The 21730-nt window shown below is 52.9% G+C and carries 19 protein-coding genes; 6 read left to right on the forward strand and 13 right to left on the reverse strand.

Annotated elements, in window-relative coordinates:
* Positions 1-197: 197 nt before the first annotated feature.
* From ACY2VT_RS03805 to ACY2VT_RS03835, 7 genes are all read right to left on the reverse strand, one after another.
* Positions 198-1607, reverse strand: a complete 1410-nt coding sequence (locus ACY2VT_RS03805) for a Sapep family Mn(2+)-dependent dipeptidase (RefSeq protein ID WP_461878939.1) — start codon at positions 1605-1607, stop codon at positions 198-200.
* Between the two features lie 108 nt (positions 1608-1715).
* Entirely contained in the window at positions 1716-3278 is a 1563-nt protein-coding gene (locus tag ACY2VT_RS03810) for an ABC transporter substrate-binding protein (protein ID WP_461878940.1), read from the reverse strand.
* A 71-nt stretch (positions 3279-3349) separates the two neighbouring features.
* A complete protein-coding gene (locus ACY2VT_RS03815) occupies positions 3350-4117 on the reverse strand; it encodes an ABC transporter ATP-binding protein (protein WP_461878941.1) in 768 nt (255 codons plus the stop codon).
* Entirely contained in the window at positions 4110-4946 is an 837-nt protein-coding gene (locus ACY2VT_RS03820; protein ID WP_461878942.1) for an ABC transporter ATP-binding protein, read from the reverse strand. The genes ACY2VT_RS03815 and ACY2VT_RS03820 overlap by 8 nt, the downstream gene beginning before the upstream one ends.
* A 36-nt stretch (positions 4947-4982) precedes the next feature.
* On the reverse strand, positions 4983-5789 hold the full coding sequence (nikC, locus tag ACY2VT_RS03825) for a nickel transporter permease (protein ID WP_461878943.1): 807 nt from the start codon (positions 5787-5789) through the stop codon (positions 4983-4985).
* A complete protein-coding gene (locus tag ACY2VT_RS03830; RefSeq protein WP_461878944.1) occupies positions 5786-6727 on the reverse strand; it encodes an ABC transporter permease in 942 nt (313 codons plus the stop codon). The genes nikC and ACY2VT_RS03830 overlap by 4 nt, the downstream gene beginning before the upstream one ends.
* Before the next feature lie 10 nt (positions 6728-6737).
* Positions 6738-9206: a methyltransferase domain-containing protein gene (locus ACY2VT_RS03835; protein ID WP_461878945.1), complete on the reverse strand. Its 2469-nt coding sequence runs from the start codon at positions 9204-9206 to the stop codon at positions 6738-6740.
* A 296-nt stretch (positions 9207-9502) separates the two neighbouring features.
* Here ACY2VT_RS03835 and ACY2VT_RS03840 point away from each other — a divergent pair, with 296 nt between their 5' ends.
* The 4 genes from ACY2VT_RS03840 to ACY2VT_RS03855 are packed head-to-tail and all read left to right on the forward strand — an operon-like array spanning position 9503 to position 14184.
* Positions 9503-10291 carry an electron transfer flavoprotein subunit beta/FixA family protein gene (locus tag ACY2VT_RS03840; protein ID WP_461878946.1) on the forward strand — a complete coding sequence of 263 codons (789 nt, stop codon included), beginning with the start codon at positions 9503-9505 and terminating at the stop codon, positions 10289-10291.
* A gap of 51 nt (positions 10292-10342) precedes the next feature.
* A complete protein-coding gene (locus ACY2VT_RS03845) occupies positions 10343-11536 on the forward strand; it encodes an FAD-binding protein (RefSeq protein WP_461878947.1) in 1194 nt (397 codons plus the stop codon).
* A 1-nt stretch (position 11537) separates the two neighbouring features.
* On the forward strand, positions 11538-12956 hold the full coding sequence (locus ACY2VT_RS03850) for an FAD-binding oxidoreductase (protein WP_461878948.1): 1419 nt from the start codon (positions 11538-11540) through the stop codon (positions 12954-12956).
* A gap of 58 nt (positions 12957-13014) precedes the next feature.
* Positions 13015-14184: a YkvI family membrane protein gene (locus ACY2VT_RS03855; protein WP_461878949.1), complete on the forward strand. Its 1170-nt coding sequence runs from the start codon at positions 13015-13017 to the stop codon at positions 14182-14184.
* Positions 14185-14225: 41 nt separating this feature from the next.
* On the opposite strand, the gene ACY2VT_RS03860 is transcribed toward ACY2VT_RS03855, so the two are convergent.
* From ACY2VT_RS03860 to ACY2VT_RS03875, 4 genes are all read right to left on the reverse strand, one after another.
* Positions 14226-15500 (reverse strand): transglutaminase domain-containing protein, encoded by a 1275-nt coding sequence (locus ACY2VT_RS03860; protein WP_461878950.1) that lies wholly within the window; start codon positions 15498-15500, stop codon positions 14226-14228.
* Positions 15397-16188 carry an N-acetylmuramoyl-L-alanine amidase gene (locus tag ACY2VT_RS03865; protein WP_418616540.1) on the reverse strand — a complete coding sequence of 264 codons (792 nt, stop codon included), beginning with the start codon at positions 16186-16188 and terminating at the stop codon, positions 15397-15399. Before ACY2VT_RS03865 ends, ACY2VT_RS03860 begins: the two co-directional genes overlap by 104 nt.
* Positions 16189-16270: 82 nt before the next feature.
* Positions 16271-17353, reverse strand: coding sequence for a hypothetical protein (locus ACY2VT_RS03870; RefSeq protein WP_461878951.1), 1083 nt, complete (start codon positions 17351-17353; stop codon positions 16271-16273).
* A gap of 60 nt (positions 17354-17413) precedes the next feature.
* Positions 17414-19114, reverse strand: a complete 1701-nt coding sequence (locus ACY2VT_RS03875) for a glycosyl hydrolase family 18 protein (protein ID WP_461878952.1) — start codon at positions 19112-19114, stop codon at positions 17414-17416.
* Positions 19115-19656: 542 nt separating this feature from the next.
* Between ACY2VT_RS03875 and ACY2VT_RS03880 the strand changes: the two genes are divergently transcribed.
* Entirely contained in the window at positions 19657-20406 is a 750-nt protein-coding gene (locus ACY2VT_RS03880; protein WP_461878953.1) for an adaptor protein MecA, read from the forward strand.
* A 68-nt stretch (positions 20407-20474) separates the two neighbouring features.
* Here the strand turns inward: ACY2VT_RS03880 and ACY2VT_RS03885 are convergent, their stop codons facing one another.
* On the reverse strand, positions 20475-20645 hold the full coding sequence (locus tag ACY2VT_RS03885) for a DUF362 domain-containing protein (RefSeq protein WP_022461616.1): 171 nt from the start codon (positions 20643-20645) through the stop codon (positions 20475-20477).
* Between the two features lie 206 nt (positions 20646-20851).
* On the opposite strand from ACY2VT_RS03885, the gene ACY2VT_RS03890 reads away from it, so the two are divergent.
* A complete protein-coding gene (locus ACY2VT_RS03890; RefSeq protein ID WP_022461615.1) occupies positions 20852-21055 on the forward strand; it encodes a DUF1858 domain-containing protein in 204 nt (67 codons plus the stop codon).
* 63 nt (positions 21056-21118) lie between these two features.
* Here ACY2VT_RS03890 and ACY2VT_RS03895 read toward each other — a convergent pair whose 3' ends face one another.
* Entirely contained in the window at positions 21119-21715 is a 597-nt protein-coding gene (locus ACY2VT_RS03895) for a MerR family transcriptional regulator (RefSeq protein ID WP_461878954.1), read from the reverse strand.
* Positions 21716-21730: the final 15 nt, after the last annotated feature.

The raw sequence follows: 21730 nt of genomic DNA on the forward strand, positions 1-21730 counted from the left end.
AAATGTGCATTGGAAAAACAGATTTTTCTGCCATCCAATGCACATTTTCTTTTCACTTACTTCCCGCTAAGCCTTCTAATCAGATGCCGTTTTTTGTTTTCCTGCTTTCAATATCACACATAATTCTTCGTTGCTTAAAAGATTCATATGTGCCAACTCATTCCGGGCTTTTCTGTATTTATCTTTTTAAGACTGCTTTATTCCCCGCAGATCCGCACAATCGCCTCCGCGAAGATCACAACGCATTCTTTCAAGCATTCGATTTCCACGAACTCGTCTGCTCCGTGCATGCGGTTATCAACTTCAAGATCCGCGCATCCAAACGCAACACCATTTTTCAGATGATGCACATACGTTCCGCCGCCGATCGCAAATGGTTTGCCTGGTTTTCCGGTAACGTCGGTGTAGCACTGCAGCAGGGTCTGGACGAACGGGCTGTCGGCCGGGACGTGGTGTGGCGGGAACATTCCGCTGCCCTCCATGGAGAAGCCGCCTTTTTTCATGTTCTGTCCGGCGGTATCGTACAGGTTTTCTTTTGTTACGCAGATCGGGGCACGGCAGTCGTAGGAACCGGTCAGGGTTTTGCCGTCGTAGTTCATGAGGTCGAGGCTTAAGGTGAGCTCGCCGGACTCTTCGTCTGACATGGCGACACCGAGGCCTGCGCCTTTGCCGTCACCGTGCGGGTAGACCTGACTGAGGAAAGTGATGTCGTCTTTCAGTTCGCTCTCTTCCATCGGAACGGATGCGAGAAGCTGCAGCAGTGCGGTCAGTGCGTTGTTGCCCATTTCCGGGGTGGATGCGTGGGCGAAGGCACCGCAGGCTGTGATTTTTACATTGCCGTTTTCGGTATCTTCCAGAAGGAAGGAAACGCCGGTCTTCTGCTCGGTCTCGTCCGCGCAGGCTTTCAGCGCTTCTTTTGTCATGCCGGCAAGCTCTGCGTATGCTTTTCCCGGTACGACGTTCAGTTTTGTGCCGGCCTGTAAGGATACGAGGCGGACGCCAGTCGTTCCGGCATCGGAGGTTTTCTCGAAATGGCCGCGCATGCCGCCTTTCTCAATGTTGATGACCGGGAATTCGGCATCCGGGGAGAAGGTGCATGGTGCTTCCACTTCTTTCTTATAATAATATTCAAGGTCAGAGCTTCCGCACTCCTCATCGGAACCGAGGACAAGGCGGACGTTTTTCTTTAATGGGTAACCGAGTTCTTTGACGGCGCGCATTGCGTAGATGGCTGCAATGGCCGGGCCTTTGTCGTCTGCGGTTCCGCGGCCGAACATTTTTCCGTCTTTGATGAGCGGGGTGAATGGATCGGTCTCCTGCCAGCCTTCGCCTGCCGGTACGACATCGAGGTGGGCGAGAATATCAAGGCCTTTTTCTTCCTGATTAAAGTCGGCTGCAATCGCGTAGTTGTCGTAGTTGGTTACGGCAAAGCCGTATTTTTCCAGAATTTCGATTCCCTGCGCCAGTGCTTCTGCCGCCGGTGCGCCGAATGGTTTGCCTGGCTCTGCCGCCTGTTTTTCGCTTGGAATCCGGATCAGGCTTTTCAGGTCTTCGATCATTTCGGATTCGTGGTTTTCAATATATGTTCTTAATTCTTCTTTCCGCATCGTAACTTCTCCTTTTCTCTTCTCTGGCACCATCGCAGTGCCGTTCTTTTCCTATCATAACGCAGAAAGAGCAGAAAATCCACATTTTCTGCTCTTTCTGCCAAATAATCATTTGTTTTTGTCCAAACTGACTGTAATTTCATAATAATCACACGGATGCGCCGTAAGCCCCGTCACGCCCTCGCCGGATACCATCGACATTTTGAGGTGCGATGCAAAGAAAAACATGTGGTCATCCAGCAGCGTCTGCGTCATCTCGATGGCCAGTTCGGTTCGTTTTTCGGTGTCAAATTCGCCGCTTAGCTGTTGTTCCAGTTTCTCCAGTGTTTCGCTGTAATAGCCGCCGCGGTTCTTGGAGGAATCCTGCAGGCAGTGCGTTGTGAAGAAATACTCGGGATCGCCCGTCGGTGCGCTGACAAATGCACTGACATAAACATCCCAGTTCCCTTTTTTCAGCAGTTCCAGATGATTTGCCGTACACTGGATCTGTACTTCAATTCCGATTTTTTTCAGTGATGCCTGTGCACTCTCCGCGAGAAGCGGCAGTTCCTGGCGGCTCGGATACGTGAGCCAGCAGATGGTCAGCCGTTTTCCGTCTTTTTCCACGTAGCCGTCGCCGTCCTCATCGGTCCATCCTGCTTCGGCGAGCAGTTCTCTGGAGTGATCGAGATCGTAGGACTCCTCCTGTACTTGGCTGTCGCCGAATGTAAAGTACGAGGGGAACGGACCCTCTGCCACGCTGCCGTTTCCTTCCATCAGCGTGTTCACAAAGCCCTCCCGGTCGATCGCTCCGATGACTGCCTCGCGCACGCGGTCGTCCTGCAGCGCCTCGGATGATCCGTTGAACTGTCCGAAGAAGGTACGCGAAGTGTCCGCCGAGGAAATGGTGTATGGCTCATCGCGGAACAGGATCAGATTGGAATACGGCAGTCCGTATGCCGCATCGAGTTCGCCTGACTGTAACGCCATCGTCATCGTATCGCCGTCGCGGATCGTTTTTACTTCGATCCGGTCGAGCTTTGGCGTTCCGTTCCAGTAATTGTCATTTTTCACGAGCGTCAGTCCCTGATCCGTCTCCACCTGTACTGCGCGGTACGGGCCGGTTCCGGCGACATTGCCGTCATCCGTCACACCTGCCTGCATATCAATGATGCATCCATATGGGTCAGACAGATAATTCAGAAGCGCCGGGACAGGCTGTTCGGTGTGAATCGTTACGATCAGGCCGTCTGCCTCGATGCTCTCAATTTTCAGATCCCCGCGTGCACGGTCATGTACTGCGATCAGATCCTCGAGACATTCTTTGACCGCCTCCGCGTCGAGAGTGCGCCCGCTCGTAAAGGAGATGCCTTCATGCAGTGTAATCCGCCATGTTGTGTCGTCCACAATCTCATAGCTTTCTGCCAGCCATGGCTCGATCTCCATAAAATCTGAATAATGAAACAGCGTCTCACCGATCCCATAGCGGATACACGCCCAGCCGGAATAGCCGTTGTGCGGGTTGACATCGGACTCGTCGTTTTCGGCGTTGAATGTCGTGTCGCCGTATACGAAAACTTTTTCATCTGTACCATCTGCTGCTGTGCTCTGACAACCGGAAAACAGTACCACCGCCAGAATGCCGCACAAAACATATGCAATTTTTTTCCTTCTGCCGTTCTTTCTCTGCATTCTGTACTTCTCCTGTTTTCGCAAATGGCACCACCATTTCCGCTGTCTGATTTTCTGTTTCAACAGTTTTCTCACAGACTGTACTCCATCAACAGTTTCGTATATTCCTCTTTCGGGTACTCCAATACCTCCCGCGTCTCCCCCTGCTCCACGATTTTTCCCTGCCGCATGACAATCACACGGCTGCAGAGTTCCCGCACCAGCGCAAGGTCGTGGCCGATCCACAGCATCGCGAGTCCTTCTTCCCGCTGCAGTTTTTTCAGCAGCTGAACGATCTGCGCCTGTACCGCCGCATCGAGCGCACTCGTTGCCTCGTCGCAGATCAGAAGAGACGGCTGCACAGCAAGAGCCCGCGCAATTGCGGCTCTCTGGCACTCTCCGCCGCTCGTCCCGCGGGGATAGCGTTTCGCCGTTTCCGGGGCAAGCTCCACTTTTTCCAGCAGTTCCGGCAGACGAAGACAGGCTTCTTTCCGGCTCATTCCCTGATTCCGAAAAGCTTCCAGAATCCCGGTTTCGAGCGTCTGCATTGGATCGAAGGAATCCTGCGGGGTCTGGAAGACCATCTGTATTTTCCGGTAAACTTCGCGCTGCCGCCTGCCTTTTCTTCTGAGGATTTCCTCGCCTTCCAACAGAACGCTGCCTGCATCCGCCTGGACCAATCCAGTGATCAGACGGGCCGTCGTGCTTTTTCCGCATCCGCTCTCCCCGATCAGGCCAAGACATTCCCCCGCATCCAGTGTGAAGCTGATGCCGTCCACGGCGGCAAATTCCGTTTCCCGGCCGGTTCTGGCAAAGTTTTTGCTTAAGTTGTTTACTTCCAGCATGTTATGATTATGCATCGTTCTTCCCTCTTCCCGGCACAGCCGCAAGGAGATTTTTTGTATATTCGTCCTTTGGGTGATCGAAAACCGTCCTTGTCTCCCCCTGCTCCACGATGTTTCCATCCTTCAAAACAACAACCCGGTCTGCCATCTGCTCGAGAACCGCAAGATTGTGCGTCACCAGCACCATCCCCGTCTGCTCTTTCTGCTGCAACGCCTGAAGCTCCCGCAGCACCTGCGCCTGGGAAACCACATCAAGTGCGCTCGTCGGCTCGTCCGCCAGCAGCATCGACGGGTGCAGCAGCATCGCGAGCGCAATCCCGACGCGCTGGTTCATGCCGCCGGAGAGCGACGATGGATAGCTGTCCCAGATTGTCCCGCCATCCGAAAGCCCCATATCCGCAAATCGCTGGAGCGTCATATCTTTGATTTCTCTGCGGCTTTTTCTGCCAGATGGCCTCTCAGGAATCGGGCTGGTGAATCCGCGGCGTTTCTCATGGGCGCGCACACTCTCGCAGATCTGTGCGCCGATCTTCCGCGTCGGGCAAAGCGAAGCTCCTGTGTTCTGGAAAATCATGCCAATCTCTGAACCGCACAGACTGCGCAGCCTCTTTTCGGACATGCCCGTCAGATCCTCTCCGCGAAATACGATCTGCCCACCGGTGATGGAACCATTCTTTCCCATCAGCCGCAGGATCGCACGCAGCAAGGTACTTTTTCCACTGCCCGACTCCCCGGCGATGCCGACGGTTTCTCCTTTTTCGACGGAAAAACAGATGTCATTTAAAATTTGCTCCCCCTCATAACAGACAGAAAGGCCGCTGATTTCCAGCAGTTTTTCACTCATATTTTCGCTCCCTTTGTTTCCATTTTCGTTTGCTCTCTATCCCTGCTCCACCGTTTTCCGTACCGCCTCACCAAGCAGATTGCAGACAAGAACGGTCAGAAAAATCGCCAGTCCCGGCGCCAGAATGACCCAGGGCGCGGTCTGCAGCATACTTCTTCCGTTGCTCATCATCGCTCCCCACTCCGCCGACGGCGCTTCCGCACCAAGGCCGAGGAAGGACAGACCCGCGATTTCCAGCATCATCGTTCCGATATCAAGCACCGCTGTGACAATCGTCTGCCCCACAAGATTCGGCAGAATATGGCGTCCGATCATCTTCCATGTTCCATTTCCTGCCAGCCGCGCCGCCGCGATGAACGGCATATGTTTTAATGCCAGCACACGGTTCCGCGCAAGCCGCGCATATTTCGGCCAGGAAACGAGGATCAGCGATACAACGGCTCCCGTCATGCCGCTCTGCAAAACACCGGAAAATGCGATTGCAAATACCATCCCCGGGAATGCCAGAAAAACATCGGAGATCTGCATCAGAACCGTATCTGTTTTTCCTTCCAGCCAGCCGCTGAAAATTCCGGCGAATGTTCCGATCAGAGCGCTTGCCGCCACGACAAGAAGTGCTGAAACAATGCTGACCCGCGCGCCGGAGAGAATCCTTGAAAAGAGATCCCTCCCATAGCGGTCCGTCCCCATCCAGTGCGCCGCGGACGGCGGAAGAAGGGACAGTTCCAGATTCTGCTCATACGGATCGTACGGTGCCAGATGGGCCGCACATGCGGCAAACAGCAGCAGTGCACCGGCGAGAATGCCATAAAAAAGGAGCTTTCTTTTCTGTTCTTTTTTCATCGCATTCCCTCCAGCTTCGCCCGCGGGTCCAGTGCACCCATCATCAGATCAGCAATGAGATGCAGCAGCAGATAGATCGCCGCCATCCACACCAGATATGCCTGAATCACGGGAATATCGTGCATGGAAACGGCATCCACGGCCATTTTTCCGACGCCGTTCCACATGAAAATCGTCTCAACGATGGCGGTTCCGCCAAGCAGCGACCCGGCGGATAAGAATAACAGCGTGACCATGCGGAGCAGCACGGATTTTAATACGCTTCCGAACAGAATCCGGTTTTCACTTAACCCACGTGCCCGTGCGCCCGCCACGTACTCCTGATCCAGCTCTGCAAGCACGGCAGAACGCACCTGACGGGTGTATTTTGCCGTCATCGAAACCGCAAGCGTCGCCGCCGGAAGCACACAGCTTTTCCATCCCTTTCCCATACTGAGAACCGGAAAAAGATTCCATTTCAGCGAAAAGAAATATAAGAGAAGAAGTGCAGTGAAAAACCCCGGAAACGAATTGCCCGCAAAGCAGAACAGACTGATACTGCGGTCCGCCCACATATTCTGATATTTTGCACTTAAGATACCGAGCGAAAACGAAAGACAGACCGTCATGGCAAGTGCCAGCGCCGCAAGTGCAATCGTTGCGGGCAGTTTTTCGCGGAAGCTTACAAGCACCGGCTTTCCGGAGACATACGACTCCCCGAAATCACCGCGCAATGCGTTCTTCAGCCATTGCAGGTACTGGACAGCTTTCGGCTCATTCAGTCCCAGCTCCTCCCGCATCGCTTCTTTTTCCGCCTCCGACATCACGCCGCCGCTGCTGCTCTCTTTTAAATCCACCGCATCGACCGAGGAAAGTCCCGTCAGCAGAAAAGCGAGAATCGTCACGCCGAGGAATACCGGAATCAGGCGAAGCAGTCGTTTTAACAGATATTTTTTCACAGATACTCCTTTACTGCTTCACAGCACAGATCGAAAACATCGGTGCCGGGTTATAGAACTCGTCTTTTTCCAGATAAATGCGTTTTCCAAGGCTCGTATCGATGCGGATTTCTCCCGCTGTGTTTTCGCACAGCACTGCCACATCGTACGCCGGCCGGTTTTTGCGGCTGATCGGAAGCTGCGCTTTGATCCGCTCGCACTCTTCGAGCATTTCATTTCCGACCTTGAAATGGGCATGCTCCTCCGGCAGTCCCTTCGTATCGGCAACATCTTCTTTTCCGTAATTGGCATCGAAGTTCAGCAGAACGCCGCCCGTTTTCAGCACGCGCATCCACTCGCTGTAGGCATGCTCCGCATTCGGCAGTGTCCAGATCAGATTTCGGGAAATCACAACGTCAAATGTTTCATCCGCAAACATCGGATTTTCCGCGTCCATGACCTGGAAGCGGCAGTCGGCGTTCTCTTCTTCGGCGAGCTGGATCGCATTCTCAATCATCTCCGGTGTCAGGTCAATGCCGAAGACCTCGTGGCCTTCTTTTGCCAGCAGGATCGAGAAAAATCCGGCTCCGCAGCCCACATCAAGGATCTTTAACCGTCTTCCCGCCGGGATCTGTTTTTCAATCTCTTTCCTCCAGCGCTTCGCAATCGGATTTGCAAGTTCGGAGCGTCTCTGCTCTAAAAAGCTCTCGCTCCGTTTCTCCCAGTAATGGACAATCTGCTCTTTGCGGTCGTCGTACTCCGGCTCGCGCACAATTCTTCCGTAAGCAACGACAGGGCCCCCTTCTGTTACCTGCAGACTGCCCGTCTGGTACAGCACCACACCGGTGTACTCGGCACGGCATGTCTCACGGAGCTTTCCATTGTAATCACGGATCGTTCCGAGCAGTGCGCCCTCGGCAACCATGTCGCCCGGCTTTGCCGCCGGATACCAGAGGCCGTCCTCAGAAGCCGCCTGGTAGCGGACATCGGTCACTTCCATCGGCACGTAGTTCCGCACATCGCGGCGGATCTGATACATGCCGAGGCTGCTTAAGATATTGCGCACATCACGCTTGTCGGAATTGACCTCCTCGGAAGTCCAGGCTCCCATGCCGCCGCGCTCTAAGAGGATGCTCGCGATGCCCTTGGACGCCGCATAGTTGTACGCTCCGCCTGATGACACCATGGAACGCACCATGTACGGAACATCCACCTGCTCCGCCATTTTCCGCGAAACTTCTGTCACCTCCTGCGCCGCTTTTCCGGCGTAATAGACATACGGCGTCAATGCTTCGAAATCATCGCCGCTGTGGAGATCAATATAATAATCCACCTTCGGATAAACTTCTTTTGTAATGGCCCACGCCAGACGCTCCATCTCGGTTCCGTTCGGATTTCCCGGGAAGACGCGGTTCAGGTTTTTGCCATCGGAAAGTCCAAGACTGCCCGCACGGTTTTCAAAGGCTGGACGGTTTAAGACTTTTAAAATCACGATTGTTCCAACCGTTTTCTCCGGCAGAAGCTCCGCTCCCAGTTCCACACACGCCTGGATGCCGACGTATTCGCCGGAATGAACGCCGCCGGTGATCAGCATTGTTTTTCCGGGAAGTTTTCCACAGATGATCGTTCCCGGGAGCACGATATCCCCATTCGCAAAGGAGATATCCCCCTGATATTTCTCTCCGCGGCGGACGGTCATATTGCCAAGCTGGAAGAACTGCTCTTCGCTTTTTTCCGCGCGCACCAGAAACATCGGTGTCGATGCATAGTTCAGTCTCTCTTCCTCGCTCCAGACGCGCTTCCAGATTTCGGAATCGGTCCGGATCGAACAGACACCGAGAGATTCGAGCACCTTCGTATCCCACGCCGGCCGTTCCATCGCAGAGAGCGGGACCTGACGCGCAATATTTTCCATACGGTCGATGTCCGTGCACAGATAATGGTCATCGAGCTGCTGCTCCTCCACTTTCTTGCGGTCTGTCTCGTATGCCTCTTTTTTCTCCTCATCATAGAGATAGCCGTACCAGTTCGCATCAAAATTGAGCAGTACGCCGCCCGGTTTCAGGACACGCATCCACTCTCGGTATGCCTGCTCCGGCTTTTCCAGATTCCAGGTCAGATTTCTGGAAATGACAACATCAAAGGTCTCATCCGCAAACTCCAGATTCTGTGCATCCATCCGCTGCAGCGTCACGCGCTCCAGACCGTATTTCGTATATTTCCCCAGATTCTCTTTCGCCTTTTCCAGCATCTCCTCCGTGTAGTCAACAGCCGTCACCGTATAACCTGCCTCCGACAAAATCATCGGGAAGAATCCCGGGCCGGTTCCGATATCGAGAATCTTCATCTCTTCTTTCTTTTTCTCTGGAAACTGCTCCTCTAATACATGCAGCCACGCTTCTCTCTGGCTTCCCGCCAGCTCTTTTTCATTGACCTCAGAATACCCCTCCGCACGGGTTCCCCAGTAGGAGGCAATTTCCTGTAATAATTCCTGTTCCATATCTTCCGCTTCTTTCCTCTTTTTCTTAACTTTCCCGGCGCGGCCGTTTTCCAACCGCCCAAATATTCCTTTACTCTACCAAAAATCGGCCTTTTTCACAAGCCCCCACGGGGGATATCCTTAACGCCGGCGCAGGTTCCTGTCCCTTTTCCTTTGGCATTTTGTCTAATCCCGGGTTTCTTTCTTCCCTCTCTATCGGCAAATTTGATATTTTTTCTCGACATTCCTAGGCTTTCGTGCTATAATAACACAGTGTTTTAACGCGTCAAAGTCAAAAAGTACAAGAGGAAAAGCAAATGAAGATAATTGTATGTATGAAACAGGTGCCTGCCGGCACAAAAGTGGATATTGATCCGGAAACCGGCGCCATGAAGCGGATGTCCGGCGATACACGGACGAATCCATATGATCTTTTTGCACTCGAAACCGCAATTTCTCTCCGTGAAAAACTTGGCGGAACCGTGACCGTGCTGACCATGGGGCCTCCGCAGGCGGAAACCATGATGCGCGATGCCTACGCATGCGGTGCCGATGATGCCGTCATTCTCTCCGACCGGAAATTCGCAGGCGCCGATGTGCTCGCCACCTCCTACGCACTCGCGCAGGGTATTCAGGTGATCGGCGGCGCGGACCTGATTATCTGCGGCCGTCAGACAACCGACGGCGATACCGCGCAGGTCGGCCCTTCGATTGCCGAGCATCTGACGATCCCGCACGCCGCCTGGGTGGCAGAGGTTACGGATGTCACGGAAACTTCCATCACCGTCCGTCAGGATCTCGTGAGCGTTTCCCAGGTTTCCGAACTTCCCTATCCGTGCCTCATCACAATTGATAAGGATACCTGCGTGCCGCGTCTCCCTTCCTACCGCCTCAAAAAAGCAACGGCTGACCGCCCGGTGCGCATCCTGAGTTTTGCAGATATGCCGGATCAGGATTTAAGCCGCTACGGCCTTGTAGGTTCTCCGACTTCGGTTGAGCAGATGTTTGCACCGAAAGAAGCGGAAAAGCAGGTTTACATTGAGGGAACTTCCGCTGAGAAAGCCTCCCGCCTGTTCGCGGTCCTGAATGAAAATAAAATCATCTAAACGAAATCGAGTGCAGGCTTTCAAGCTTTGTACTCCGGAAAGGGAATTACTATGGATTTTCTGAAATTTGATGCCCAGAAATGCGTGCTCTGCGGACTCTGTGTAGAAGGATGTCCTTTCGGCGCACTCACGATTGAGGGCAGTGGAATTGAAGTCAATGAAAAATGCCGCATGTGCGGTTTATGCGTCCGCCGATGTCCGGAAAAGGCGATCCGCTTTGAGCAGAAGGCGCGCGCGTTTGATAAGGATGTATGGCGCAATTTTCTGATTTTTATCGAACAGGAACGCGGCGACATCCACCCGGTTGCCTACGAGCTGATCGGCGAAGCCAGAAAGATGGCGGCAAAGGTCAATTACGAAGTGCACTGCATCATCGTCGGCGGAAACGGAACGTATGAAAATGCGAAAAAACTGCTCGCCTACGGCGTTGACAAGGTTTTCGTGTACGAGCATCCGGAATTTGAAGGCTTCCGCGCCGACTGCTACGCGGATGCCGTTGCCGACTGCATCGCAGCCAACAAGCCAAGCTCCGTACTGATTGGTGCGACGGCTCTCGGACGCTCGCTTGCCCCGCGTCTCTCCACCCGTTTTCACACGGGTCTGACCGCAGACTGCACGACACTCGATATCCGTCCGAACTCCGATATGATCCAGATCCGTCCGGCTTTCGGCGGAAACATCATGGCGCAGATCGGCATCACGAAATCGCGCCCGCAGTTCGCCACCGTTCGCTACCGTGTGATGGATAAAGCCGAAAAAGTATCCAATCCGCACGGTGAAATCGTGGTATGTCCAGTGAGTGAGGATATGGCGCGCTCCCGCATTAAAATTCTTTCTTCTACCGTGATTGATAAGGTCAAAACACTGGAAGAAGAGGACATCATCGTTGTGGCAGGCCGCGGCGCACGAAATGAAAAGGGTGTGGAACTCTGCCGCGCCTTAGCGGAGGTTCTCGGCGGACAGCTCGCCTTTACCCGTCCGATGATCGAAAACGGCTTTGGCGATACCGCCCACCAGATCGGTCTCTCCGGCCGCACCGTCCGTCCGAAACTCATCATCACCTGCGGTGTCTCCGGTGCGATCCAGTTTACCTCCTGCATGACCGGTTCGGAATGCATCGTGGCAATCAACGAAGATCCGAATGCACAGATCTTCGGCGTTGCCAACTACTGCCTCGTAGACGACCTGTTCCAGGTTGTACCAAAGCTGACCGAATTACTGCAGAGCCGGAAGGAGGACGAATAACATGGCTTACCCATACAAGAAAATGACCGAAGAAGATTTCGACTACATCCGTTCTGTCACTTCCCCGGACCGCGTTGCCGTCGGCGAAGAGATCGCGACGGAGTATTACCGGGACGAGATGCCGGAGTATGGCGTTTTTCCACCGGAGCTCTACGTCGAAGCAGAAAATAAAGAAGAAGTTTCTGCCATCATGGCATATGCTTATCAAGAAAATATTCCGGTTGTCTGCCGTGGTGCCGGAACGGGCCTTGCCGGAGGAGCTACGTGTAAGTACGGCGGCATCATGCTCTCCATCATGCGCATGAACCGCATTTTCCCGGTCGACCACAAAAACCAGACCATCACCGCAGAGCCAGGCGCACTGCTCATTGATATTCAGGCGGCAGCTTCCGCAGAAGGTCTTTTCTATCCGCCGGATCCAGGTGAAAAGACGGCGTCGATCGGAGGAAACGTTATCACGAATGCCGGCGGTATGAAAGCCGTCCGCTACGGCCTCACCAGAGATTTTGTCCGCTGCATCGAGGCGGTTCTGCCGGATGGATCGATCATGAATTTCTCGTCAAATGTTGTGAAAAACACGACCGGCTACGACGTAAAAGACCTTGTGATCGGCTCCGAGGGCACGCTCTGTATTCTGACGCAGGTTACCTTAAAGCTGCTCCCGGCTCCGACGTGTACTTCCACTCTCGTTCTGCCGTTCTCCAGTCTGGAAGAATGTGCCGATATGGTTCCGAAGGTGCTCGACCTCCCGTTTGTACCGACTGCCATCGAGTTTCTCGAGCGCGAGCTGATCGACATCGTGGAGCGCCGTCTGAATAAAATGTTCCCGGTGAAGCAGGGAAATGCCGTGCTGATCGTCATGTATGATGCATCCAGCCGTCAGGAGCTTGACAACGCCATTGAGGCTGCCGCCGAGGCCGCTCTTGCTAACGGAGCGCTCGACTGCTATATCGCAGGAACGCCGGAGCGTGCCGGTTCTGTCTGGGCCGTCCGCGGCGCGATTCTCGAGGGCATGAAGGCCGATTCCGTCTCTCAGGAGGAATGCGATGTCGTCGTTCCGCGTGCGAAGATTGCGGAGTACGTCAAGGCAGCCAAACGCATCGCCCTTTCCCACGGCATCCGCGTGGAGCCGTGCGGCCACTGCGGCGACGGAAATATCCACACCGAGATGCTGCGCGGACCGGAAATGACGGATGATGAGTGGAAGTCCGCTACACACGCCAGCCTGACCGAGCTTTACGCGCTCTCGAAAGAACTCGGCGGACAGCTTTCCGGCGAGCACGGAATCGGAAACGGCCGTCTGGAATTTCTGGAGGAGTTTGTCGGACCGCGGATGATCAACCTGTACAAGTCCATCAAGCTCGCCTTTGACGACAAGCTGATCCTGAACCCTGGAAAGGTAATCGAATTTAATAAGTAAAAACCAGAGTCTGCGGGGCGCTGCCCCGTAAGTTCCTCTGGTGGATGGGAGAATAATTATGAGTGATTCCAAAACAGCCCGCAAAAACGGCATGCCGCTTGCCATGGGCCTCGCTTTCGTTGCATTTACCACACAGTTCGGCGGCGGTTTTGCCTCCGGCGCACAGATTTACCAGTATTTCATCAACTACGGCATCTGGTGTCTGATTCTTCCGGCACTGACGCAGGGACTCTACGCGCTGTTCTTCTGGTACGGCATGCGTTTTTCCTACAAACACAAAACGTACGATTACCGTAGCTTTTCGAACGCTCTGTACGGAAAAACCCGCCCGGTGATGTCGAACCTCTATGAAATCTGCTACCTGATTATGATCGGCACGGCTTCCGCAGCCGCTTTCGCAACCGGCGGTTCCACGATTCAGACCCTGTCCGGTATGCCGTACTGGCTGTGCACCGTGATCATCGCCGCTTTCATTTTCCTCGTTGCCCTCTTCGGCACGAGTATTGTGCGGAAATGTGCTTCGACATTAAGCGTTCTGATCATCATCGGCCTTGTTATCGTTCTTGTTCCGAATATCATCGCACAGTGGGGCGATATCACCGCTGCCATTGGACGCATGAGTTCCGGCGAAATGTCCGTGCTCTCCCATGAAACCGGCGCTTTCGGACCGGCGCTTTACTCGGCCGTGCTGTACTTCTTCTTCCAGCTGGCTTCCGTTTCGGTTATGTGCCAGCATATGGAGGATGTTACCGATGTAAAACAGATCAACCGCGCCGCCATCGGCATGTTCCTGTGCAACTTCCTTGCAATGGAGCTTGCGATTGTCGGACTGCTCGGCATCGCCTATGTGGCTGATCTGGCCAGCGCTTCCGTTCCGATGCTCGTCCTCGTACAGAACGGCGTCGGCGCAAAGATTCTGACACCGATCATCTCGATCCTGATCATCCTCGGAGCAATTTCCACCGCCGTCAACATGATCTCCGGTATCGTAACCCGCTGTGTCAACTCGATCGAGCGGAATAAGAGCGAGGCAGAGCGTACCAACGGCCACCTGCTCCGCAATGCCATTTTCACCGCCATCTTTACCTTCCTCGCTTTTGCGATCGCACAGTTCGGTCTGATGGCTGTGGTAAAGAAAGGATACGCTTACCTTGGCTATGCGGCATTTATCACACTGTTTGTTCCTTTTGTGGTTCATGCCATTGCTACGAAGGGCAAAGAAATTTAATTTCAGAAAATCTGTTTCCGGATATTTTTAAAGGAGAACCGTCATTCACTCGGTTCTCCTTTATATTGCCAGAATACCATCAGCTTTCTTGTCGCTGTATCCTCGCTGTATGTATATTTTACGGATCCGAGTCCGTAATAGCTGCAAAGATAACCGGATGCCTTATCGAGAAGCTCCGGGCGGGCTTCCATGGCCTGTGCCATCAGATCATCGGTGGCAAATTTAAACTCTGAATACTCTTTCGTCTCTTCAATATCCGTCTCCATTTCCCACAGAATCTGCGTCGCATCAAATGTATCCATGTACCGGCCGATCTGGCGGTAATACTCGAGGTCATCTGCATTGCACGCCGGGAGCGGCAGATTCGTATCCGCCTGATGCGTGTCCGAAAATTCCGCATCAGAAACGCAGAGAAAATCGTAGTAGATCAGGTCGTCCGGCAGATTATACTCGCCGCTCTCGCCCTCTGCGAATACCGGGTCGCCCCAGGTTACATCGACGTTATAATAATTGTCTCCGCACTTTACGATATTCCAGCCGTGCGCCTCGCCGGTGTCGGTCGTTCCCGTCACATACATGACCGGGATGTCCAGACGGTTCATCAGATACTGGAACGTTCTGGCATAGCCTGCGCAGACCGTCTGTCCGTTCACAAGTCCGCTGTAGAGTGTCTGATTCTCCGGCGCATCTTTCACATAATCAATCTGCCGGATACATTTTTCAAAGACAGCCTTGATCTTCCCATAGTCATCCATCGAACGGTCGATATCACTTAAGAAATCAATTCCCGCCCCTTTGATCTGGGTCTGGCGGCCTGTGATCTCCTCCGCAGAAATCGTGTATTCCGGAACTACCTCGCAGTAGTTCTTCGGCTCGCCGTATCCCGTGACATGCGATGCTCCGTTGATCCAGCAGTACTCCGGGTAATCCATATAGACCCATCCGTAAACTTCCGCCGTCACATCGGGATCGCCGCCTTTTGTGATGATGGTTTCCTGGTGTTCCGCGATTCCCTGCACCAGTTCGCGGTAAATCATCTGTCTGTTTTCATCGAGCTGGCTGTAATAATACCGTTTCGCCAGCTCCTCCTCATCTGTATTTTCCGCCTGAAACTGCGTTGCGCCATTCTCTGACAGACCATTGTTTTCGTCTGCCGTCTGCGAAGCAGTGCTGCTGTCCGCTCCGCTTCCGGTCTGCGCGGGACCGCTCTCATCAAATTCTCCGAATACCAGATAAGCCGCCAGCAGGGCAAGCATAAGCGGAAGCAGCGCCCGCAGCGGTCTCTTCCGTCTTCGTCTGTGTCTTCTCTTTGCCATTCTTCTTTTCTCCCAGATACGTTAAAACGCCGTCACACAGTGCATCCGCCACCTTTTTCTGGTACTCCTTTGTGTTCAGGAGCGCTTCCTCCTCCGGATTTGAGAGGAATCCGCACTCGCAGATCACCAGCACTGCGTCTGTCTTCTTCAGCATGTAATACGTTTTGTTTCCCTTGGCTTTCCTGTGATTCGCCGGATCGAGCCCCGCGACCAGTGCATCCTGCATGCAGAGCGCCAGTTTTTCGCCTTCTTTTGAATCCGTATAATAAAACACCTGCGCCCCTTTGACCGCCGCGTCCGGGTAGCTGTTCTGGTGAATGCTGATCACACAGTCCGGCTTTTTTTCATGAATCAGCTGCACGCGCCGCTGCAGATCCTGCACTTTCGCATTCACGGCTCCCGGATCGGAGAGATCATCCTCCCCTTCCCGCGTCATCACCACAAGGATTCCCTGCTTTTCCAGCTTCTTTTTCAGCAGACGGGCAATCGCAAGGTTGATGTCCTTTTCTTTGACACCGTTTGCCCCGATTTTACCGGGATCGTCGCCGCCGTGGCCGCTGTCCAGCACCACTACTTTTGTGGCTGCCTTCTGTGCTGCCGCCAGCCGTGCGCCCTCGCGGGACAGAACATACGCCGCCGCAAGCAGAATCACCGCCATCAGCCATTCCAGTTTTTTCCCTTTTTCCAAATGAAAAGCCCCCTGCTGCAAATTTCCTTTCTTGGTCATTTTATGCAGCAGCGGGGCAGGTTACAACTCTTATTGCTTCCGGTTACTCTTCCTCATCTTCTTCATCATGCGCGCGATTCGGGATTTCAGCCTCTTCTTCGTCGTTGTCATCATCGAGATAATCCGGCTCATTTTCGAGATCGATGACTGCGGAATTTTCGACGATTTCGTCTTCTTCCTCTGCTTCTTCTGCGGTATCTTCACAGTCTGGCTCTGCGGCTGTTTTTTTTGCTTCTCCGGGAAAAATGCTTTTTACCGGATCTTTCATGAAGGTTTCCACTTCCGATGCAGAACGTTTCATTTCCTCACGCATTTTTTCGATGCCGGCAAAGGTCTCCTCAAAAATTCTGCGGTTCTTCTCGAGTACACTCGTCATGGTTTCCATCTCGGCGTAAATCTTCTGGTATCTGGTGTTGGCTTTCTGCAGCTCCGCGTCCATATGGCTCTGGATTTCTTCTGCTTCGGCCTGCAGTTTTTCTTCATAAACAGCAGCCAGTTCCTCGCCCTTCTGACGTGCACTCTCTACCATGTATTCGCACTGTTCCTTCGTCTCGCGGCGCTGCTTTGCACAGGATTCCTTTGTCTCCTCCCGCTGTTTCCGGCAGGACTCGTTTGTCTCCTCTCTCTTTTTGCAGCACGCCTCATCCGTTTCTTCGGTTTTCTCGCGGCAGGACTCGTCCGTTTCTTCGGTTTTCCGGCGGCAGGCTTCCTCGGTCTCTTCTTTTAGCTTTCTGCAGCTCTCCTCCGTTTCCTCCGTCAGCTTTCTGCACGCTGCATCGGTCTCTTCAGTTTTCTCGCGGCAGGCATCTTCTGTTTCCTGGGTCAGTTTTTTTGCTTTCACCTGTGCCTCAAATACAAGGCCGCTGATGCTGTCATAATTGTCGATATAGCTCTGGTATTTTTCATGAATGTTTTTTTCGAGCTCTTCGATTTTATCCTCACGCTCTCGGATCTTGCGGTTCAGCTTCTCGATTTCCTGCTCTTTTTCTTCAATCTTCGCTTCCAGTTTCTTCTGAACGGCATACGCCTGATCCTTCAGGTTCTGCACTTTCGTCATGACATCGTCCTTATCGAAACCGCCCATCAGCGTTGTTTTAAATAATTCTTCGTGATTGTTTTCTGACATGTATACTCCTCCTTCGTGCCCGGGCTTTTATCATTCCCCTTATCCTTCCCGGACTCCTCGTCAACTGTTTGTTTCAATATATTCTGAAATCAGACTCCAGACGTCTGCGCGCTCAAATCCGAGTTTCCACTCTGCCACTCCGGCGAGATCGGCGCTTTGGATCACTTTCAGTTTTTCCTCCATGGACTGCTCATCCTCCATCCAGATCGTGTATCTGGCATCGGAAGTTTCTACCGTTGCCACATTCTGGCCAAGGGATGCATCCCAGGTTTCTGTCATCTGATTCTCTTTGGCATAGTTTTTGGCACCATCCATGCCCAGCACCTCGCTGGTAATGGCGCTCTGTCCGAACTTTTCCGTCCAGACACGGGTATAAAACGGGATTCCGCAGATCACCTGATCAGCAGGCATCACCCGCGTCATCTCCTCCACGGCCTGCTGTACAAACGGAAGGGATGAAACAGAGCCTGCCTCCTCGCTTCCCGCGAAATGCTCGTCATAGGCCATGACAATCATATAGTCCACAAATCTTGCCTGCTCGCCGCGCTGATAATACATCGTGTAAGCCTGCGGTACCGGTGTGTCGACCGACACCACAAGATTCTGTTCATGCGCCGCGCTCGTCAGCTCCCGCAGAAACTGCAGGTAATGCGGGATTCCGGCCTCTTTCAGGTTCTCGAAATCCACGTTGATGCCGTCCATGCCGCACGATGCTGCCTCGGCGAGCAGCTGCTCAATGATTCTGCTGCGCACGGATGCGTAGGCAAGATCGGTTGTTTCGTCAAATGCTTCATTAAAGTTATCAATCAATCCCCAGACTTCCCGTCCCGCGTCATGCGCCAGTTTCACGTAATCGGCGCTCGCCAGGCTGGAAATCGTACCGGTTTCGTCTGTCACGGAAAACCAGGTCGGTGAAATCACGTTCACGCCGGTCATTTCTGCTGTCATCTCTGCCATCGCGTCGTTCGACTCGGTCGATGTGCTCTGATGCCAGACCAGATTGATTTTGTGATCCCGTGTAATTCTTTCATAGGAATCTTTCTTTGCCGTCCGCGCTTCGATGGACTCCGGCTCGGAGATATCCTCTGTCTGGATGTAGCCGGTATAGCCGTCCGCCGTCATGACTTTGCACCAGTTGTCCAGATTTTCCAGATACAGCAGAGTGTCTCCCTTCTGTACATCCGCAAGAATCAGACTCTTGATGCCGCCCTTCTGGCGCACCTGCGCGGTGTCTGACTGTACCGTCGCCTGCTCCACGCCGTCCCAGTCATTCCGGATTACAACACGGCCCGGATCGCTGTAATACGCATAGTCGAGATCCGTGTATTCTTTTACAACATCCAGCGAAACGTAAACCGTTCCGTCGCTCTCCTGCTGTACGGCAGGCTGTCCGCCCGGTGTTCTGGCAACGGCCGCATCTCCCGGAAGCAGGGTCTGCACGCCGCCGCTCGTTGTGAGCAGGATTCCTTTTGTTTCTTCATCCCAGTAGAAGCAGCTGTTCAGCTGGGATTCTACATATGTGTACGCCGCATACGGCTCTCCTCCGATAAGGACGGCCTGCTCTTCCTGAAGTTCTCCGTTCTGGATCAGCGCGACGCTGTTTTCGTCTGTCAGGTTAAAATATTCGTTCCCGGCCATGTATTCGGTTCCGGGTTTGTATCGGTTTATCAAAAATGAAACAACGCCTGCTGCACCGACCAGTACAATCAGAATCAGTACGACCAGTACCGGCGCTGCTTTTTTCTTCTGTTGCCCCTTCATGTGTTCTTTTCCCCTTTTCTTCGCTCTGAAGATCTCCCCACTTGCGCCCATTATAACAAAAAAAATACCCAATAGCAACCGTTATGCGCAAGGGAACCGCATGCGAGTCAGAAATTATCGTTGCTTTTTGCTATTGGGTATTTTTCAGAAAATCTGTTTAAAAAGTTTTGTCGATTGTTTGTTTCATGGCTTATTTGCAGTTGTGACGTACAAAAAAGAAAGCCCCATCGATCCGTATGAAATACTTTTGTTTTTAGTTTCAATGATCATGTTTCGCGGGGACGCCTTCTTATCCGATCCGTTTTTTCTGTGCCTGCTTCCGGCCGGAGTATGCACCCTCCGGGCAGAAGCAAAGGTTTCCCCACCTCCTATTATACTTCAAACCGGGGGAATTACAAATAAAGTTTGTCCCTTCATTTCTGAAAAAATTATACGAAATGTAAAAAAAATCTTAAGTTCTTTACTTCTTTCCGTGATGTGTTATACTATATCGTAAGCAGCCCTATTTATATAAGTAAAGAGTAATTAAGGACGTGAGAGTTATGAAAATAGAAAAAATCAATGACAACAAGATCCGCTGCACACTGACCAGCGCCGATCTTGCCGAAAGAAATTTAAAGCTCAGCGAACTGGCTTACGGCACGGAAAAAGCCCGTAGCCTGTTTCAGGATATGATGATCGAAGCCAATCAGCAGTTCGGCTTCAATGTGGATAATGCCCCGCTCATGGTCGAGGCCGTTCCGGTGGCTCCGGACAGCATTGTCCTCATTATCACCAAAGTCGAGGACCCGCAGGAGCTCGACACCCGCTTCGCCAAATTTGCTCCATCCGGCGACGATACGGACGGACCGGAACCGGTACAGTATTCCGGCGCGGACGACATCATCGACCTGTTCCACAAGCTCTGCGATGTGAAGAATAAGGCACAGGAAATCGCAAAGAAAGCGGCACAGAAGGAAAACGAAAAAGAGCCTGCCGCATCCGAGGAAAAGAATGTGGATCTGGTACGTACCTTCCACTTCTCAACACTTGACGATGTCATCAGCTCCGCAAAAGCGCTGAACCAGTATTTTACCGGCAGCAATTCCCTCTATAAGAACACGGCAGATGCCAACTATCAGCTCGTTCTGCACCAGTCCGGCTGCAAACCGGAGGAATTCAACAAGGTCTGCAACATTCTCTCCGAGTACGGCAGACAGGAATCCTTCTCCCTGGCCGCTGAAGCATTTCTGCTGGAACATGGAAATGCAATGGTAAAAGAGAATGCTCTGCAGGAGCTGGCTTCTCTGTAAACCTTGAAACGCATGCACAAAAAAAGGAAGTCCGCGAAGGACTTCCTTTTTTGTACGTTCCGTACAAATTACTCTTCTGTGATAGCCTCGGTTGGACATACGCTTGCGCATGTTCCGCACTCAACGCATACATCCGGGTTGATTTCGTAATGGGAATCTCCCTCAGCGATAGCCTCTACTGGACATTCTCCAGCGCAGGTTCCGCAGCTTACACATTCGTCTGTGATTACATATGCCATGATCTTATCCTCCTTGTAGATTTTTTGGCCCTTTCGGTACTATCCACATTGTAAACGATTGCCCCCTGAAATACAAGTACAAAATTATAAACATTCTATAATCTCACGAATTTGTTCTTGCATTCCCCCCGGGGGTACGCTATAATTAAAATAGCCGTCAAAATCGGAACGACGGGTATATACACATTTAAAGGAGGAACTTTAAGATGGCAAAGATCTCGAAAGACATGACAATCGGCGAGTTAATCGCAATGGATACAAATATCATCGGAATCCTGATGGGAGCCGGCATGCACTGCATCGGCTGCCCTTCTGCACAGGGTGAGTCCCTGGAAGAAGCAGCTATGGTTCACGGTCTGGACGCTCAGGTTCTGGAAGACCAGATCAACGATTATCTGGCTGCAAAATAAGTCGGATTTCCGCGTGGATCCAAAAAGAACGCCTCTCGCAGGCGTTCTTTTTTTCTGTCCGATTTACCCTTTGGTTCGATGGCTCCGTTTTGCTTTCGTCCGTTTTCCTTTCTGCTCCAGCGTCGCCGCTGCTTCTCTCCGGCTCTGCTGATGGCGGCGGATCGCCTCGTCCACGCGGCGGCTCCGTTCCTCCTGACGCCTCTTCTGTATCATCTGGTCAAGCAGACGGCCGAGTACGCGGTAAAATTCCGTCTGACGCTCCTCCTCTTCCTGCCGCATCACGGTGTCCGCCAGCTGTTCTGCCTCCCGCTCCGGCAGAAGATCGACAACTACCTCCGGCACTTCGTCCGATTCTCCCGGTATCACCTGATCCGGCTTCTCCTTTACTGTCTCTGCCGCTTCCGCCGGAAACGCTTTGATCTCCGCCGTTGCCTGCACCAGCTTCGGCATCAGCTCGCGGATCGCTTTCAGGTGAAGCCCCTTTTTCTTCAGTTCCCGGATTCCCAGAAAAATCTGAATGTCCTGCGCAGTATAGCAGCGGTGTCCCAGCGAATTGCGGTGGATTTCCATGCCGAGCTCGTCCTCCCAGTACCGGAGCACATGCGCTTTCTCCCCGGTCAGCTTCTCCGCCTCCGTGACCAGATACGTTCTATTTTCCATACGGCAGCCACTCCC

It is taken from the genome of Fusicatenibacter sp., from assembly GCF_050872605.1.
In the GTDB taxonomy this organism is placed as follows: domain Bacteria; phylum Bacillota; class Clostridia; order Lachnospirales; family Lachnospiraceae; genus Fusicatenibacter.